We start from the raw sequence: 18,438 nt of genomic DNA on the forward strand, positions 1-18,438 counted from the left end.
GTCCGGTCACCGCGCCAGCGCGTGCCGGTCGGCCTCGTCCTGCAGCTCGTCGAGGTCGGTGCTGATCGTCGCCGTCGGCAGCGCGTCGGGCAGCTCGTCCTCGATGTAGCGGAGCCGCCTCATCCGGAGCCCGGCGACGCCCCACAGCGTGAGCAGCACGCCCGACACGGCCATCATCGCCCCGATCGCCGGGCCCGTCGCCGCCCCGGTCAGCGACTCCGACCACGAGGTGAGCGGCGCCGCCGTCAGGTAGCCGATCGGGGTCATCGCGGTGGCCAGCATCTGGTTGGTGGCCAGCACCCGGCCCTGCAGCTCGCCCCTGACCTTGAGCTGGATGATCGACAGCCAGTGGGCGTTGATCACGCTGGTCGAGCCCCAGCGGAACGCCAGGCCGACCGCGATCAGCGGGACCACCGCCAGCCAGCCGGTCACGCCGACGAGCACGGTCGCCAGGCCCGCGAGGGCCACGAAGCCGACCATGCCGTCGGCGAGGCGGCGGGTGCCGCCCCAGACCATCATCACGACGCTGCCGAGCACCGCGCCGAGACCACCGGCCGCCGTCACCACGCCCAGGTCGGCCGCGTCCCCGAGCGACAGCACCATGGGCGAGACCACCGCGAGCGTGAGCGCGGTGAAGTAGTTGACGGCCATGAAGTACCCGGCCATCACCATCAGCGGGGGCCGCCGCGTGAAGAACCGCCAGCCGCCGGCCACCGCCGCACGGAACGACTCCTCCCTGCGCCGGAACATCCGGTTCGGGATCCGTACGGCGAGCAGTGAGAGGAACGCGATCGCGAACGTCACCACGTCGGCGCCGACCACGACCGGCAGCCCGGCGAGCGCGACGAGCGCGCCGCCCGCCAGCGGGGCGACGAGGTTGCCCAGGCCGAGCCCGGCCTGCGCCAGCGCGTTCGCCTGTGGCAGGTACGGCTTGGGCACGAGCTGGGCGATGGCGGCCAGATAGGCGGGCCGGTGGAACGCCGTGACCACCGAGGTCAGCGTCACGACCGCGCAGACCATGACGAAGTCGAGCCGGTCCAGCCACAGCAGCGCGGCCACCGCCGCCATGGCGAGGCCGTTGACCGCGTCGCAGGCCAGCATGATCCGCCGCCGGTCGTACCGGTCGGCGATCGCGCCGCCCATCGGGCCGACGAGCACGGTCGGCAGCAGCGCCAGCATCGTGACCAGGGCGAAGTCGAAGACCGCGCCGCTGCGCTGGAAGGTCCACACGCCCAGGCCGAACGAGCTGAGCGAGCTGCCGACCATCGACACGAGCTGGCCGATCGCCACGGTGTAGAAACCGCCCAGGCCGCGCGGTCCCGGTCCGGCCGCGCGCTCCGGCGTGCTCGCGGGTTCGGCGTCCGGCGCGCCCTCGGCGGGCCGCTCGTCCGGATCCGTCCAGCGGCGCAGCGCCTCGGTCAGGTGGTCGCCGAGCTGGTCGGGCTGGTGGCGCAGGAAGTAGTGACCGGCGTTCGGGATCACGGCGAGCTCGACGCGGTCCGCGAACGCCGTCCACTCCCGGTAGCGCTCCTCGTACAGCTCCGTGGCGCGGTCGGAGCCGCCGATGACGACGAGCACCGGAGCCCGCAGCCTGGGGCTCTCCGGCTCCGCCAGCCGCCGGGTGAACCACGCCTGCGCCTGGCGGGCGTCGTGCCTGAGCGCCTTGACGGCGGTCTCGACCGCCGGGCCCTCCAGGTCCTCGGGCAGGCCGCCCATCGCCCGCAGCACGTCGCGGTAGGCGCGGTCCGACAGCCACCGGTCGGCCGGCAGGCGCCGGTTGAACCACGCGGACAGCTTTCCGGGGAGCCGTGCGGTCGGGAAGCTCCCGCCGAGGAAGACGCCGGTGACCGCCACCCCCGTCTCCTCCAGCCGCAGGGCCAGGGCGGTCGCGAGCGCCGTGCCCACGCAGTGGCCGTAGACCGCGATCGGCCCGTTCTCCCTGGCGGCGAGCTCGGCCACGCAGCGCTCGACCACCTCCTCCACCGGCTGCGGCTCCTCGTCGGGACGGGCCGGGTCGTGGCCGGGCAGTTCGAGCGCCAGCACCTCGACGCCCTCCGGCAGCGCCTCCGCGAGCGGGCGGTAGACCGCCGCCGAGCCGCCGCCGTACGGCACGCAGACCACGGTCGCGGTCGCCGTGGCGCCCGCCTTCGGGCCGCGGAGCCGGTGCAGCAGGCCGCCCCCGCCGCCCTCACCGGAGGCGCGGCCGTCGAGGAGGGCGGCCAGCTCGCGCACGGTCGGGTTGGTGAACAGGTCGATGACCCGCAGCCCGGCGTCGATCTCGTGGACGGCCTTGACCGCCACGAAGGAGTCGCCGCCCAGCGCGAAGAAGTCGTCGGTCGCGCCGACGGCCTCCACACCGAGCAGCCGCGCCCAGACCTCCGCGACGCGCCGCTCGGTGTCCGTGGCGGGCGCCACCTGCTCGCCCGCGCTCGCCGCGCCCAGTTCGGCGACCAGCCGCGTACGGTCCACCTTGCCGTTGGGGTTGAGCGGGAAGGCGTCCAGCAGCGTGATGACCGAGGGCACCATGTAGTCGGGCAGCGCGTCGCGCAGCGCCGCGCGGACGCCGTCCACCGTCGGCCCGTCCGGAGCGGCGGGGACCACCCAGGCGGCGAGCCGCCGTCCGGTGCCCTCGCCCACCGGGAGGACCACGGCGTCCGCGACCCCCGGGAGCGCACGGCAGACCGAGGCGACCTCACCCGGTTCGACCCGGTATCCCCGGATCTTCACCTGGTCGTCGATCCGGCCGAGGAACTCCACGTACCCCTCGGAGGTCACCCGGGCTTGGTCTCCCGACCGGTACCACCGGCCGTCGTCCCGGGTGACATAGCGCGGGTCCTCCGGGTGCCCCAGATAGCCCCGCGCCACCTGCGGGCCGCCGATCCACAGCTCGCCCGCCACGCCGTACGGCAGGGCCCGCCCGGCCCGGTCGGCCACGAAGCAGCGCGCCTCCGGCAGCGGCAGGCCCAGCGGGACGTTCGCGGTCGCCCGGGTGGCGTCCCGGACCGAGCAGCCGAGCACGGCCACGGTCGTCTCGGTCGGGCCGTAGTGGACCTGGACCTCCAGGTCGGGCCGTACCTCGGCGATCCGGTCCACCAGCGTCCACGGCACGGCCTCGCCCGCGAGGACGAGCACCCGGCGCGGCAGCACCGCCGACAGGTCGCCGTGCGAGGCGAGCAGCTCCAGATGGCTCGGCACGCACTTGAGGAAGTCGACGCCGTGCTTCGCCATGTGGGCGGCGAAGGCGGGCGGGTCGGTCGCCGTGTCCCGGTCCAGCAGGTGCAGCGCCGCGCCGGTGGTCAGCGCGCCGAACACGTTGAGGATGCCGAGGTCGGCCGCGGCCGTGGACGCCAGCGCCCACGACGCGAGCGGCCCGGCCGGGGCGAGCCGGGACAGGATCCCGTCCAGGTAGGCCGTGATGTTCCGGTGCTCGACCGCCACCCCCTTGGGCGTGCCGGTCGAGCCGGACGTGAAGATCACGTACGCGAGGTCCTCGGGGCCGGCCTCGACGTCCGGCTCCTCGGCGCCGGCGGCCGTCCCGTCCGGGGAGTAGGGCGGGACGGCGGTGACGTCCTCGGGCACGCGGGCCGCGAGGTCCGGGGCGCAGACCACCACGCGGGCCCCGGCGGTGGACAGCACCGCCGCGATCCGGTCGGCCGGCGCGGCGTCGTCGATCGGGACGTAACCCGCGCCCGCCTTGAGTGCGCCGAGCATGGCCACCGGCAGGTCCCGGGTCCGCTCCATCAGGACCGCCACCCGGTCCCCGCGTGCCACCCCGGCCGCGCGCAGCCGGCGGGTGAGCAGCCGGGCCCGCTCCTCCAGCTCCGCGTAGGTGAGGGCGCCGTCCGCCGCCACGACCGCGGTCGCCTCCGGGGTCCGCGCCGCGTGCGCGGAGATCCGGCCGTGCAGGGTCGGCCCGCCGAGCGGCGACCGCTGCGGCCCCGTCAGCAGCGCGTCCGCGCCGGGGTCGAGGTCGAGGTCGCCGATCCGGCGGCCGGGATCCGCGGTCATCTGGTCCAGGACCGCCACGAAGAACCCGGCGAGCCGCCGCGCCGTCGCCTCGTCGAACAGCTCGGGCCGGTACGCCAGGCCGCCCCACAGGCCCGCGCCGGTGTCCTGGACCGTCCAGCTCAGGTCGAACTTCGCGGTGACCGGCCGCATCTCCACCGCCTCGGCGGCGAGGCCGGGGAAGCCGGTGATCGGGCCGGCCGCGTCGTACACGTTGAGCAGCACCGGGGGCAGGACCTGCGACCCGCCCGGGCCGAGCGACTCGTCCGCGTGCGCGAAGGCGTCCAGCGTCTCCGCGCGGGCCCGCTCGACGAGGTCCCCGCCGGTCAGGCCGTCCTCCACCGAGGTGCGGATCACCAGGGTCTGCAGGAAGCAGCCGATGAGCCGCTCGGTCTCGGGGTGCCGCCGGCCGGACTCGGGCACCGCCACGCCGATGTCGGAGCCGCCCGACACCCGCGCGAGCATCGCCTGCAGGCCCGCGAGCAGAACCATGAACACCGTGGCGCCGTGCGCGGAGGCGAGACCCCGCACCCGGGCGGCCAGGTCGTCCGGCAGCTCCAGGTCCAGCAGGCCGACGCCGGTTCCGGGGGCGGCGGGCCGCACCCGGTCGGCGGGGAGCGCGATCTCGGCGGGCATGCCGTCGAGTTGGGTCGCCCACCAGCCGGATTCCGCCGACTCGGCGGCCATCCGCTGCCACTCCGCGATATCCGCGAACTGGCGGTCGAGGGGAGCGGGCGCGGGCCCGGCCCCCGTACGCGCCGCGTAGAGGTCGGCGAGGTCCCGGAGGAGGACGCCGCGCGACCAGGCGTCGCTCGCGATGTGGTGGAGCACCAGAGAGAGCACGTGCTCGCGCGGACCGAGCACCAGGATCGCCGCGCGCAGCGGGTACTCCTCGGCCAGCCGGAACGGCCGCCGGGCCAGCTCGTCCAGGCGCGCCGCCACCGCGGGATCCGGCAGGGAGCGGCCGTCCAGGTCGGCGACCGCCTCCACCACGACCCGCGACGCCGGGCCGGTCACCGCGTACGGCTCCGCGTCGCGGACCTCGACGGTCGAGCGCAGCACCTCGTGCCGCTCGGCCAGGTCCACGACGGCGAGCCGGAGCGCCTCCACGTCCAGCTCACCCTCGAACCGGATCACGACCGGCACGTTGTAGGCCGCGCTGTCCGGGTCCACCTCGCCGGCCAGCCACATCTGGCGCTGCAAGGGGGAGAGCGGGACCGGGCCGTCGCCCGCGCGCCGGGGGATCCCGGCGGGCGCGGGGGCCGCCTCGCTCCGGGGCAGGGCGTCCAGCGCGGCGGCCAGGTCGGCGAGCACCGGGTGCTCGAAGATCAGCCGCAGCGGGACCGTGACCCCGAGCCCGACGCCGAGCCGGCCGGCCACGCGTACGGCGGTGAAGGAGTCGCCGCCCAGCGCGAAGAAGTCGGCGTTCACTCCGATGGCGTCGCCGTCCGCGCCGTTGCCGGCGGCGGCCTTGGACGCGAGCAGCTCCGCCCAGACGCGGGCGATCAGCCGTTCGGTCTCCGTCGCGGGCGCGGGGCCCGATCCGTCCGAGGCCGGCGGGTCGGACCGGTCGGCCGCGAGCGCGTCGAGCAGGCGGGCGCGGTCCACCTTGCCGTTCGCGTTGAGCGGCAGCGCGTCCACCAGCGTGATCGCCGAGGGCACCATGTAGTCCGGCAGCACGCGCCGCAGGGCCGCGCGGATCTCGTCCACCGTGGGCCCGTCCGGAGCCGCGGGGACCAGCCAGGCGGCCAGCCGCCGTCCGGCGCCCTCGCCCGCGGGCAGGACCACCGCCTCCGCCACGCCCGGCAGCGCCCGGCAGGCGGCGGCGATCTCGCCCGGCTCGACCCGGTATCCCCGGATCTTCACCTGGTCGTCCACGCGGCCGAGGAACTCCACGACGCCGTCGCGGGTGATCCGCACCCGGTCGCCGGACCGGTACCACCGGCCGTCCGCCCGCTCCACGTAGCGCGCGTTGCCGGGGTCGCCCAGATATCCCCGGGCGACCTGCGGGCCGCCGATCCACAGCTCGCCCGCCACGCCGTACGGCACGGCCCGCCCGGCGGCGTCGGCGACGAAGCAGCGCACGCCGGGGAAGGGGGTGCCGAGCGGCGCCACCGAGCCCGTGCGCGCGACCGCCCCGGCCGCGCAGCCGAGCACCGAGACCGTGGTCTCGGTCGGCCCGTAGTGGATCTGGACCTCCAGGTCGGGCCGCACCTGCGCGATCCGGTCGACCAGCGTCCACGGCGTCGCCTCGCCGGCGAGCACGAGCAGGCGGCGGGGCAGCACCGCCGCGAGATCGCCGTGCGCCGCCAGCAGTTCGAGCTGGCTCGGCACGCACTTGACCGCGTCCACCTCGTGCCGGCGCAGCCAGGCCGCGTACGCCTCCGGATCGACGGCCGTCTCCCTGCCGAGCACGTGCAGCGCCGCGCCCGTGGTCAGCGCGCCGAAGACGTTCAGCAGGCCGAGGTCGGCGGCGATCGTCGAGACGAGCGCGTACGAGCGGGGAGCGGCGTCACCCTGCCCGACCCGGGTGAGCACGGCATCCAGGTACGCGGTCAGCTGGCGATGCTCGACCGCCACCCCCTTCGGCGTGCCGGTCGAGCCGGAGGTGAAGATCACGTAGGCGAGATCCGCGCCGTCTCCGCTTTCCGCGGCCGCGTCCGCGACGTCGTCGCCGGGGACGACCGCGACGACGCCCTCGGGCAGGCGATCCGCCAGTTCGGGCGCGCAGACCGCGACACGCACCCCGCCGCCGGCCACCATGGCGGCGATCCGGTCCCGCGGCGCGGCGTCGTCGATCGGGACGTACGCCGCCCCGGTCTTGAGCACGGCGAGCAGCGCCACCGGCAGGTCCCGGGTCCGCTCCATGAGGAGGGCGACCCGGTCGCCGCGCGCCACCTCGGCGTCGCGCAGCCGCCCGGCCAGGCCGTTCGCGCGCGCGTCCAGCTCGGCGTACGTGAGCGTGCCGTCCGCCGCCACGACGGCGGTCGCCGACGGCGTACGGGCGGCCTGGGCGGAGATCCGGCCGTGCAGGGTGGGCGCGCCGAGCGCCGGCGGCGCGGGCTCGGCGAGGGCGGGGTCGGCGCCCGGCTCCAGCTCCAGCTCGCCGACCGGGCGGTCCGGATCCGCCACGAACTGGGCGAGCAGCGCGCCGAACCAGCCCGCGAGGCGGGCCGCCGTGTCCGGTTCGTACAGGTCCGAGCGGTAGGTGAGCTCGCCGCGCAGCGCGCCGCCGTCCTCGACGAAGGCCCACGCCTGGTCGAACTTCGCCGCGAACGGCGGCACCTCGAACGGCTCGGCGGTCAGGCCGGGGAAGCCGGCGACCTCGCCCGGGGCGTCGTAGACGTTGAGCAGCACGTCGAACAGCGGCGCCGCCGTGCCCGAGCGCGGCGGGCGCACCCGCTCCACGACGCGGTCGAACGGGACGTCCGCGTGGCCGAACACGTCGAGCGCGGCGGAGCGGGCCTGCCCGACCAGCTCCCTCCCGGTGCGGGCGCCGTCCACCGTCCCGCGTACGACCAGGGTCTCGACCAGGCAGCCGACCAGCGACTCGGTGTCGGGGTGCCGGCGGCCGGACTCCGGCACGCCCACGGTCACGTCGGCGCTCGCCTCGGAGCCGCCCGACACCCGCGCCACCGTCGCCTGCAGCGCCGCCAGCAGCACCATGAACACGGTGGCGCCGCTCTCCGCCGCGAGCGCGCGCAGCCGCGCGACCGTCTCGGGGGCCAGCGGCACGTCCACCACGCCGGCCCGCCACGCCGCCCCGGGAGGGGACGCACGGTCGGGAAGGAGGCCGGGGACCGGTTCCAGCCCGGCCAGCCGGTCCTCCCACCAATCCAGCGCCCGTTCCGCCTCGGGGGAGGAGGCGCGGGCGGTCGCCCACGCGGCCACGTCCGAGTAGCGCGTCGCGGGCGGGTCGAGCGCCGGACCGCTCCCCAGCCGGTGCCGGTACAGCGCGGCCAGGTCACCGAGGAGCAGCGGCTGCGCCCATGCGTCGATCGCGACGTGGTGCATGAGCAGGAGCAGCACGTGCTCCCCGGGACCGGCGGCGAGCAGGGTCGCCCGCAGCGGATACTCCTCCGCCAGCCGGAACGGCACCCGCGCCAGCTCCGCCACCCTGCTCGGGAGCGCCTCGGGGGCGACCTCCTCCACCGCGACGTCGATCCGGTCCGCCTCGCCGGTGACCGCGTACGGCTCGCCGTCGCGGACCTCCACCGTCGAGCGCAGCACCTCGTGCCGCTCGGCCAGGTCCACCACGGCCCGCCGAAGCGCGGCGACGTCCAGCTCGCCGCGCAGCCGCAGCGCCACGGGCACGTTGTAGGCGGGGCTGTCCCGCTCCATCTCGGACGCGAGCCACATCCGCCGCTGCACGGGCGACAGCCGCCAGGGCCCGTCGTCCGCACGCCGGGGGATGCCCGCCGGCGTCGCCTGGCGCGCCTGGGCGATGCGGCGGTTGAGCAGCTCGCGCAGCCGGTCCTCGCCGGAGACGACGGTCATGAGCTGGCCTCCTGTCCGGCCATCTCCGCGATGACCTGTCGTTCCACTTCGGCGGCGTACTCGGCGAGCACGGGATGGTCGAACAGCGCCCGTACGGCGAGGTCGCAGCCGAGCGCCTCGCGCAGGCGGACCGTCACCCGGGTCGCGAGCAGCGACGTGCCGCCGAGCGCGAAGAAGTCGTCGCGCGCCCCGACCAGAGGGACGCGCAGCACCTCCTGCCAGATCTCCGCGGCGAACTCCTGCATTGGGCCCTCCGGCGGCGTGTGCGGCGCGGCGGCCACCTCGACGCCCTCCAGCGCCCGCCGGTCGAGCTTGTCGCTGACCGTGTGGGGCAGCGCGTCGTGCGCGGCCCACCGGCGCGGCACCATGTAACCGGGCAGCCGCTCCCGGGCGTGCTCCTCCAGCTCGGCGGCGCGGGCCTCGCCACGCCAGACGACGTGGCCGATCAGATGGGCGTCCGGCCCGGTCGTGGCGACCACGGCGGCGTCGGCGACGGCCGGGTGGGCGCGCAGCACCGCGTCGATCTCGCCCAGCTCGACCCGATATCCGCGGACCTTGACCTGGCCGTCCACCCGGCCGGCGAAGTCGAGCACCAGCCCGCCCGCGCCGTCCGGGACCCAGCGCACGATGTCACCCGAGCGGTAGCGCCGCGCCGGCGCGCCGGGCGGAGCCTCCGGGTCGGGGACGAACGCGGCGGCGGTCAGGTCGGGGCGGCCGCGATAGCCGCGCGCGACGCCCGGACCGCCCAGCCACAGCTCGCCCGGCACGCCGGGCGGGAGCATCCGGCCGAGCGGGTCCACCACGTACAGCCGCTCGCCGGGGATCGGGTGTCCGATGGGGACGCTGTCCCCGATCGAGCCGGTCACCGGATGCACGGTGGACGCGACGGTCGCCTCCGCCGGGCCGTAGGCGTTCCAGAGCCCGGCGACCCGGGTGCGCAGCTCCCCGGCCAGGGCCGGGTCGAGCGGCTCGCCGCCGGCCAGGAGCCGCATCTGCGGCCGGCCGCGCCAGCCCGCCTCCACCATCAGCCGCATCCGGCTCGGGGTGGTGAGCACCAGCGTGACCTCCGCGGTGTCACACAGCTTGCCGAGCGCGCGGCCGTCGAACGCGGTCGCGGTGTCGGCCACGACCACCCGGGCTCCGGCGGTCAGCGTGGCCCACAGCTCGAACGCCGAGGCGTCGAACACCATCGGCGCCACCGCCAGCACGGCGTCGTCGCGGGTCAGCCCGGGATCGGCCTGGATGGAGGCGACGAACGCGGCCAGGCTCCGATGGGTGATCTCGATGCCCTTCGGGCGTCCGGTCGAGCCCGACGTGAAGATCACGTACGCGAGCCCGTCGGGGTCGGCCTCCGGGATCTCGCCGCGCGGCGCGTCGAGCAGCGCCGCCGCGTCGAGGACGGTCACGCCGTCGAGCCCGGCGACCGCGGCGTGCGCCTCGTCGCCGAGCGCGAGCACCCGCCGCACCCCGCCGTCCTCGACGATCGCCGCCAGCCGCATGGCCGGCAGGTCGGGGTCCATCGGCACGTACGCTCCGCCCGACCGCAGCACGCCGAGCAGGACGGCGGGCAACAGGGGGTCGCGCGGCAGGCTCACCCCGACCGGCTCCTCGGCCGTCACGCCGGCCGCGACCAGACCCGCGGCGACCCGGGCCGAGAGCTCCTCCAGCTCGCCGTAGGTCAGCCGGCGCCCGGCCGCCTCGACCGCGATCCGGCTCCGGTCCCGGGCGACGATCGCGTCCACGACGGTCGCGGGCGGCCGGATCTCGGCCCCCGTGCCCGCCGCGAGCAGCGCCGTACGCTCCGCAGGGGAGACCAGCGGCAGCGCGGAGACCGGCGTGGCCGGGTCGGCGAGGCCGCGGTCGAGCGCGGTCAGCAGCGCGTCGGCCACCCGCCCGGCGTCGGCCACGCCGAACCGCGACGTGGCGTACTCGACCAGGAGTTCCGCGCCGTCGGCCCCGGCGTTCACCAGGACGCTCAGCTCCGTGGCCGCGCCGCCGCAGTCCAGCTCGCCGACCAGCTCGACCCTGATCCCCGGTTCCTCCCGCCCGGGCTCAGACGCGATCTCGACGGCGACGGGCACGTCCTCCGGCTGGACCGACAGCACGACCGGCGCTGGACCGGACCCCGGAGGGCGCGGCAGCGCGGCGGCGACGGCGGCCCCCGCCTGCTCCTGGTGGGCCAGCGCCCCGGTGATCGCCGCGCCGGCCGCGGCCACCAGGTCGCCGAACGCCGGGTCGTCGCCGAAGCGCACGGGGACGGGCAGCACGCCGAGCAGCGGGCCCACGACCCGGTCGAGGCCGGGCCGGTCGCGTTCGGCCGCGGTCACGCCGATCATCGTCTCGGCCCGCCCGGTCAGCCCGCCGACGACGGTGGCGAGCGCGGCCAGGTGGACCGCCGCCGGGGTGACGCCGCGCTCGGCCGCGAACCGCCTGATCCGCGCCTCCAGCGCCGGATCAATGGGGCGGCTGAGCCGGCGCCCCTCGTGCGTCGCCGTCCCGGCCGCGCCCAGCAGGTCGTACGGCACGGCCGCGTCGGCCAGCGCCTCCCGCCAGTGCGCGCTCTCGCGCTCGACCGCCGCCTCGCGGCGCTCCTCCTCGCCCAGCGCGACGTCGCCCAGCTGGAGCGCCGGCTCGGGGACGGGACGCCCGGCGAGTCCGGCGGCGACCTCGTCGATGAGGATCCGGGCCGACCAGCCGTCGAACGCGATGTGGTCGGTGACCAGCACCAGCTCGGCCGCCGCCGGGCCGGTCCAGGCGAGCAGCGCGCGCAGCAGCGGCACGTCGCCGGTCAGGTCGAACGGCGTCGCCGCCCGGCCGGCGAGGTCGAGGATCGCGGACTCGCGCGCCGCCGGGTCCAGGCCGCGCAGGTCGTGCTCGTCCACGCGTACGGGCACGGGGGCGTGGACGCGGACGGCCGGCTCCCCGCCCCGGTGCTCGATCACGCCGCGCAGCGACTCGTGCCGGCGCACGACGTCGTCGAGCGCGGACCGGAAACGCGCCGCGTCCGCGACGCCGGACACGCGGAACCGCATCGCGATCAGCGTCGCGCGGGTGTCCGGCTCCATCTGCCGAAGCGCCCAGAACTGGCGCTGCATGTCGGTCAGCGGGTAGCGGTCGCGGCCCGTGTGCCGGACCAGGGGGGCGCGCCCGTCGCCCCCGGAGCGTACGCGCCGGGCCAGAGCCGCCACCGTGGGCTCGGCGAGGAACGCGTGCAGCGGCACCTCGGCACCGAGGTCGGCGCCCGCCCGGGCCACCACCCGGGCCGCGGCGAGGGAGTGCCCGCCGAGGTCGGCGAACCGGTCGTCCACGCCGACCCGGGCGACCTCGACGCCCAGCACGCCGGCGACGATCGCGGCGAGCCGCCGTTCGAGGTCGTCGCGCGGCGCCGTGGTCGCCTCGTGCGCGGCGGGCCGTACGGCGCCGAGCGCCTGGCGGTCGATCTTCCCGTTCGGGGACAGCGGGAGGCGGTCGAGCAGGGCCACCCGGTCGGGCACCATGTAGCCGGGCAGGCGCTCGCGCAGGAAGCCGAGCAGCTCCGGCTCGTCCACGCCGTCGGCCTGGGCGTATCCGGCCAGCCGCCGGGTGCCGTCCGCGTCGGGCAGCGCCAGCACGGCGGCGGCGGCCACGCGGGGATGCGCGGTCAGGGCGCGCTCGACCTCGCCCAGCTCGACCCGGTGGCCGCGGATCTTGACCTGGTCGTCGGCCCGCCCCGCGAAGTGGTAGACGCCGCCCTCGAACCGGACCAGGTCGCCGGTCCGGTAGGTGTGGCCGAGGCCGGGCAGCTCGACGAACCGGTCCTGCCCGGCCGGGACGCCGTCCGACCGGTTCAGGTAGCCGCGGGCCACCAGGGGGCCGCTCACCCACAGCTCGCCGGTCTCGCCCTCGGCGACCTCGGCGCCGTCGCCGTCCCGGACGCTCAGCACGGCGCCCGCGATCGGGAGCCCGATCGGCGGGACGCCGGTCGTGCCGCGCGGCACCTCGTGGGCCAGGCACTGGATCGTGCACTCGGTCGGCCCGTACAGGTTGAGGACCCGCTCGATCTGCGGGTTGCCGTAGATCGCGTCGATCAGCTCGGGCCACGCCGCCTCGGCGCCGGAGTGCACCAGCCGGGCGCGCGGAGGCAGCGGTCCGGAGCGCAGCAGCGCCGCCAGCACGGACGGCGGGCCGCCGAGGGACGTCACCTCGTCGCGCGCGGGCAGGCCGGGCAGCGCGAGCAGGTTGTCGGCCAGGATCACGGCGCCGCCGGCCAGCAGCGGCGCGAAGATCTCCATCACCGACGGGTCGAAGCAGACCGAGGTCGCGGCCAGCGAGCCGGCGAGTGCCTCGGGCCCCCACGTCTCGACGATCCAGGCGAGCTGGTTCAGCACGTTGCGGTGCTCGACCGCGACGCCCTTGGGCCGGCCGGTCGATCCGGACGTGTAGATGACGTACGCCAGGTTCTGCGGGGTGACGGCGGCGCCCGGATCGGTGTCCGGAGCCGTCACGTCGTCGATCCCGGCGTTGATCACGCGCGCCTCGATCGCCCGGTCGAGGCCGGGGCGCGTGATCAGGGACTTCAGGCCGCTGTCGGCGGCGATGAGCCGCAGCCGCTCCGAGGGGTAGGCGGGGTCCAGCGGCACGTAGGCCGCCCCCGCCTTCAACACGCCGAGCAACGCCGGGATGAGATGCTCGCCCCGATCGAGCAGCACCCCGACCGGCTCCTCGCGGGCGACGCCGCTCCGCAGGAGCGTGTGCGCGATCCGGTTCGCGCGCCGATCCATCTCCTCGTAGGAGATCCGCAGATCACCGGCGACGTAGGCGAGCGCGTCGGGTGTGCGCGTCGCCTGTGCCGTCACCGCCACATGAATGGTCACGGGCGCTGACACTAGACAGCAATGATCATCCAGTCGATGATATGTCACATATCTGGTGCCAAAACGGTATAAGACTGCCTCGCGCACGCTATTGCGGTCTGCGATTTATCCGCATCTCGGCCGTTCTCGCCCTCGAATCCCGGTCGCCCTCCGGCCCTTGTTCGGCGAAAAATCTACATCGTAAAGGCGCGCTGCCCTTGCGCGTACGCCGGGACGTCTGATCGGCCACCCGCCGCCGCTTCGCCGGCCTGGGCGGGCGGCAGACCGGCGGATCTCGCCGGATTGTCGGAGGGTCTCCCTATTGTCGCGATCATGACGAACGCCTGGGATGAGGTCCGCGCCGCGATCGACGGGGAGGACGCCGCCGCCGTGGCGGCGCTGGTGGCCGGATTCGACGAGGAGCGGCGCCGGGAGGTCGCCCGTGAGCTGCCCGGATACCTGCCGGTCGCTCGGGCGGCCGGCAGGCGCAGGGACGAGGAACGGGAACGGCAGGCCCGGTGGATGGAGCTCCAGCGGCAGGCGGAGCGGATAGGCCGGCCGGTCTACGCGCTCGCCGAGGCGCGCACCTTCTACACCGAGCGGGTGGGCGATCTCTGGATTGAGCCCATGCGCGTCGCGGGGGCGGGCACCATCGTCGGCGCCGCGGCCGTGGTCACCTGGCTAAACAAGCGCGACTTCGCCCGCTTCTGGGAGCCCGACGAGATCGACGACACCGCGCCGATCCTCCAGGCCGTGGCGGCCAGGCCCGCCGCCTGGCAGCGGGACCTCGCGGTGCGGATGGCGCTGCGGCTGCGTGCGGCGCGCCCGGAGCCGGACCGGCGGGTGCGGCTGACCCTGGAACTGCTGCGCCGTACGGGGGCGGAGCCGCCCGAGCACGACCCGCTCACCCTGGCCTGGATCGCGGCCTCCCGGCCCGGAGAGCTGGACGGCGACCCGCTGCTGGACGTGATGGTGCCGAGATTGTTCGCGGCCGAGGGGGTGGGCAGGCTCCTGCGCGCCGACCGGGAGTGGCCCGCCGCCCTGGCCGCGCTCGCCCGCTCCGGGCGGATCGCGCGCGCGACCCTGCTCGACGGGTGCCGGGCCCGGTTCCTGCGCGGAGGCGAGGCCGCCGACCAGCGTTTCTTCGTCCGCCTGTACGAGCTGCTCGACCCGGCTCCCGACGAGGTCGCCCCGCACCTCGGCGACCATCTCGCGCTGCTCGCCTTCGCCCCGGCGAACGTGGCCGACCTGGCGCTCAAGCAGGTCAGGCGAGCAGGAGCGGTCCCGCCCGAGCGGGCCGGCGCAGCCGTCGAGGGGCTGCTGTTCCGCGGCGAGGGCAGGCTGGTACGGGCCGGGCTGGCCTGGCTCGACCGGCTCCTGAAGGATCCCGCGGGCGACCTGGACGCCTATGCGCCCGCGCTGGCCGCGGCACTGGTGTGCGAGTCGGGCGACGCGCGGGACCGCGCGGTGAAGCTGGCGGTCAAGCACGCGCCCCGGTTCGGCCCGCTGGGCGCCGAGACGATCAGGGAGGTCGTCGCCCTGCTGCCCGCCGGCCAGGGGGCGGAGCTGGCCGAGGTCTTCGGCGGCGAGCCCGCCCTCGCGCCCGCGCCCGAATCCGTGCGCTTCGCTCCCGTGCCGCTGCCCGACGTCCCGCCGCCCGCCCCGATGCCGCCGCGGGTGGAGGGCCCGGAGACGCTGGTCCGGCTCTCGCTCCAGCTCTCCGAGTTCGACTGGATGAGCTCCGAGAGATGGCTGGACGGGTTCGTCCGGCTGGCCGGATGCCCGGACGGCGCGGAGCGGGCCCGGCTGGCCGCGACGCTCGCCCCGCTCGCCGCGCGCTGCCCCGACAGGCAGTTCCGCTGGAGGCCGTGGTGGGGCACCGGCGACTGGGCCGCGGCGATGGCCAGGGAACTCGCCGAACCGGGGGCGGAGCGCCGCGCCCACCCGGAGGGCCGTCTGACGGTGGCGGAGCGCGTTCCCGGGATGACGCACGCCGGCCTCGGGAAGCTCATGCCGCTCTTCCGGTACGCCGAGGTGTACCAGGCGCTGGTGGAGGGGCGGCTGCCGCCGTACCTGCTGGGGACGCCGACCCGGGCGAACGGGCTGCTCGACGCAGAGACGCTGGTGGAGCGGCTGGAGGGGTACGAGCGCGACGGCGTCGCGGCGTTGCCGCTGGATCTGCGGCAGGCGCTCTTGCGGCTGGGCCGTACGGTCACGGACGAGGTCGCCGAGCGCGCGGGGCGCCTGAGCGGGGAGGCCGGGCGCACGGTCGCCCGCTGGCTCACCGACCGGCCCGAGGAGCCGCGCGTCGTGCTGACCTGGGGGACGCATCAGGGTGACACCCGCATCGCCTCCGAATTCGTCTCGGGCCCCGAGTATCGCGAGGTGCTGGGCGACCTGCTCGTCCCCCGGACGCACGACGAGTCGTGCGAGCGGCTGCTCGCCGTGCTGGCCGGGCACCGGGAGCCGGCCGCCGCCCGGTCCGTCTACACCTTGCGAACGAACTGGCCGCTGAACAAGCCGTCGCTGGAGGACCTGCGGCTGCTGGTGAGCGCGGACGGTCCGGCGGGGCCCGGCCTGTGCCTGCTGCTGGCCCACTTCCTCCTGCAGGGGCCGGACGGCGGGGCGGTGCTCCCGCTGCTGCAGCTGGCCGCCACCGGCGACCTGCCCGGCGAGGAGCTCGGCAGGCGGCTCGCCGATCTGCTCAGCCGCGACGGGAACGGCCACGGCGAGGCCCTCGCCGCGCTGCGGGCGGCGGCCGAGCAGGGTGCGCAGCGGGAGGTGTGGCAGGTGATGCGGGGACTGCTGCCCGCCTGCCTGCCGGGGCCGGACGAGCGGTCCACCACCGCGCACACGCGGCTGATGCGGTTCGCCGCGGATGTGGCGGAGTGGGCCGGCGCGCGCGGCGAACTCGCCGTGGTCGCGCGGCTCGCCGCCCGCACCCGGGGGAGCGAGCTGGTACGGCAGGCACGGCGCCTGCACGCCCTGCTGACGACGGAAACGCCGCCGAAAGCAGGGGATCGCCTTCCTGTGGACACCTCCGTCTGACCCGTCCGGCGGCCACACCGTCCGAGGTCAGCCGAGGTCCTTGACCGCCCGCCAGGCCGCGTCGATCGCCGCGTCCGCGTACGCGCGGGGCAGCGCGTCCGTGTTCGCGAACGCCAGGTTCCCGTACGGCTGCCGGGCCGTTTCGCTGGGCAGCGGGCCGTCAGGGAAGAAGGTCGCCCACGGCCTGCCGTACTCCAGGGCGTAGCCGTGCGCCCAGCGGTTGACCGTGATCGCCTTGATGTCGCGGGCCGGGTCGAAGCCGCCCTGGCCGAGGCTGCGCAGCAGCAGCTCCCTGGTGGTGCGTTCGATCTGCTCGAACGGCGTCCTGATCAGCTCGACACGCCCCTTAACCGCGCCGACGCGCGGGTCCGGGTCGGACACGCTGCAGGCCCGGTTGAGGTGCAGGACGATCGGCTCGTCGGGTGAGCGCGGGTGTGTGTAGCCGCCCATGCTGACCGGGAAGTCGAGCGAGGCGCCCAGCCAGTACGCCCCGGGGTAGCGGACGCCCTGGATGCCGAGCCGCTGGAACGCCTTCCAGTCGCGCAGCACCACGTTGGTGTAGAGCAGTGGCAGCCGCACCGCCCCCTTCAGCGCGAGGCGCTGCTCCTCGGGCAGGTCCGGCACCAGGTAGGGGATCATCTGGTGCTGGCAGGCGAGGATCATCTTGCCGCCGGTGACCGAGTGGAGCCTGCCGCCCTGGACGTAGGAGACCTCGCCGTCGCCCGTGACCCGGACGACCGGGCTGGACAGGCGCAGCCGCACCTTCGCGCCCTTCACATCGAGCCGGTCGTAGCGGACCTTGGCCGGGACTAGGTCCTCCATCGTGTGCCCGGGGACGGATCCGGGGATCAGCGCGCGGACGAGCGCCCTGGCCACCCCGGCGTTGCCGTCGGGGAAGTGGTAGATGTACTCGTCTTCGGCGTCCCAGAACCTCGCCTCGGTCGGCGCCATGAGCCGGTGCGCCTTGGACACGAGCTTGAGCCCGCCGAAGCCGGGGTAGCCGTCCGCCCACGCGTCCAGCGCGCCGACCGCCTCCGCGTCGTAGCCCCAGTTGCCGCTCGGCACGTGGCGCAGGTACTTGATCACGTCGGGGTGCGCCTTGACGACCGTGCGCAAGTAATCGGCGTAGGTCAGCTCGGCCAGCCGGAGCTTCTTCTTCTCGTCGGACAGCCCCTTCAGCCAGTCGTGGGAGTCGATCCTGGCCAGGTCCTTCAGCGCCTCCTTGTGCATCGGCGCCTTGGCCAGCCCGTCCTTGCCGATGGCCAGGTGGTCGCGGCCGAAGGTCTCCTTGTCGAAGAACGTCGCCCGGCCGAGGCCTTTGTACGTCTCCTCGTGGAAGTAGCGCTCGAACCGCTTCAGCTCGATGCCGAGGTCCTTCAGGAGGCCCTTGGCCTGGTTGGAGAAGGTGGAGGGAGTGTCCAGCGACTGCGAGCCGCCATAGCCGATCAGCCTCCGGCCGCGCACCTCGAACTCGTTGCGCACGGCATGGCCGCCGAAGTCGTCGCCCACCTCCAGCAGCAGGATCCGGGCGCCCGCGTGCTTCTGGCGGTAGAAGAACGCCGAGGCGAGGCCGCTGATCCCGGCGCCGACCACCACCAGGTCGTAGCGCTCTCCCGTCGGCTGGGGCTCGCCCATGTCGAAGGCGCCGTCGCGCAGCGCGTGCGGCACCTTCAGCATCGCGTCCGTCTGGCCGCGAAGCCCCTTCCTCGCCGGTGGGTACGGCCCGGCCGCCGCGGATCCGGCGGTCGTGGCCTGGGCGGCGGCGGGGCCGGCGGCGGCGCCGGCCGTGAGTCCGGCGGCGGCGGCGGTGAACACGACGCCGTTGATGAAGTCTCGCCGGTTGATCGACCGATCCATACCAAGCTCGCGGTCAGAGAACACGGCATCTCCTTGATCTTGGGGGGATGGCGTGGATTCAAGCACCTCGCAAATATGCCGACAAGAACGGGAATGTAAAAGAAAAGGGGTCGGCGAATACATGCTGTTAGTTACGCCAAGTAATCGCGGAATTCTGAAAGAAATTCGAAACTCAGAACGCCGACGACAGCACCGAGCC

At 75.4% G+C, this 18,438-nt stretch carries 4 protein-coding genes; 1 reads left to right on the forward strand and 3 read right to left on the reverse strand.

The annotated features are described in order from the left end of the window. Positions 1-6: 6 nt before the first annotated feature. Positions 7-8,502, reverse strand: a complete 8,496-nt coding sequence (locus tag AWQ68_RS33195; protein WP_066948345.1) for a non-ribosomal peptide synthetase/MFS transporter — start codon at positions 8,500-8,502, stop codon at positions 7-9. Further along, positions 8,499-13,355 carry a non-ribosomal peptide synthetase gene (locus tag AWQ68_RS33200; protein WP_066948348.1) on the reverse strand — a complete coding sequence of 1,619 codons (4,857 nt, stop codon included), beginning with the start codon at positions 13,353-13,355 and terminating at the stop codon, positions 8,499-8,501. Before AWQ68_RS33200 ends, AWQ68_RS33195 begins: the two co-directional genes overlap by 4 nt. 312 nt (positions 13,356-13,667) lie before the next feature. Here AWQ68_RS33200 and AWQ68_RS33205 point away from each other — a divergent pair, with 312 nt between their 5' ends. Continuing rightward, entirely contained in the window at positions 13,668-16,382 is a 2,715-nt protein-coding gene (locus AWQ68_RS33205; protein ID WP_066948351.1) for a DUF6493 family protein, read from the forward strand. A gap of 27 nt (positions 16,383-16,409) precedes the next feature. Here the strand turns inward: AWQ68_RS33205 and AWQ68_RS33210 are convergent, their stop codons facing one another. After that, complete coding sequence (locus AWQ68_RS33210) at positions 16,410-18,263, reverse strand: NAD(P)-binding protein (protein WP_245656348.1); 1,854 nt, start codon at positions 18,261-18,263, stop codon at positions 16,410-16,412. Positions 18,264-18,438 lie beyond the last annotated feature (175 nt).

Origin of the sequence: Microtetraspora fusca (assembly GCF_001570365.1) — a bacterium.
In the GTDB taxonomy this organism is placed as follows: Bacteria; Actinomycetota; Actinomycetes; order Streptosporangiales; family Streptosporangiaceae; genus Microtetraspora; species Microtetraspora fusca.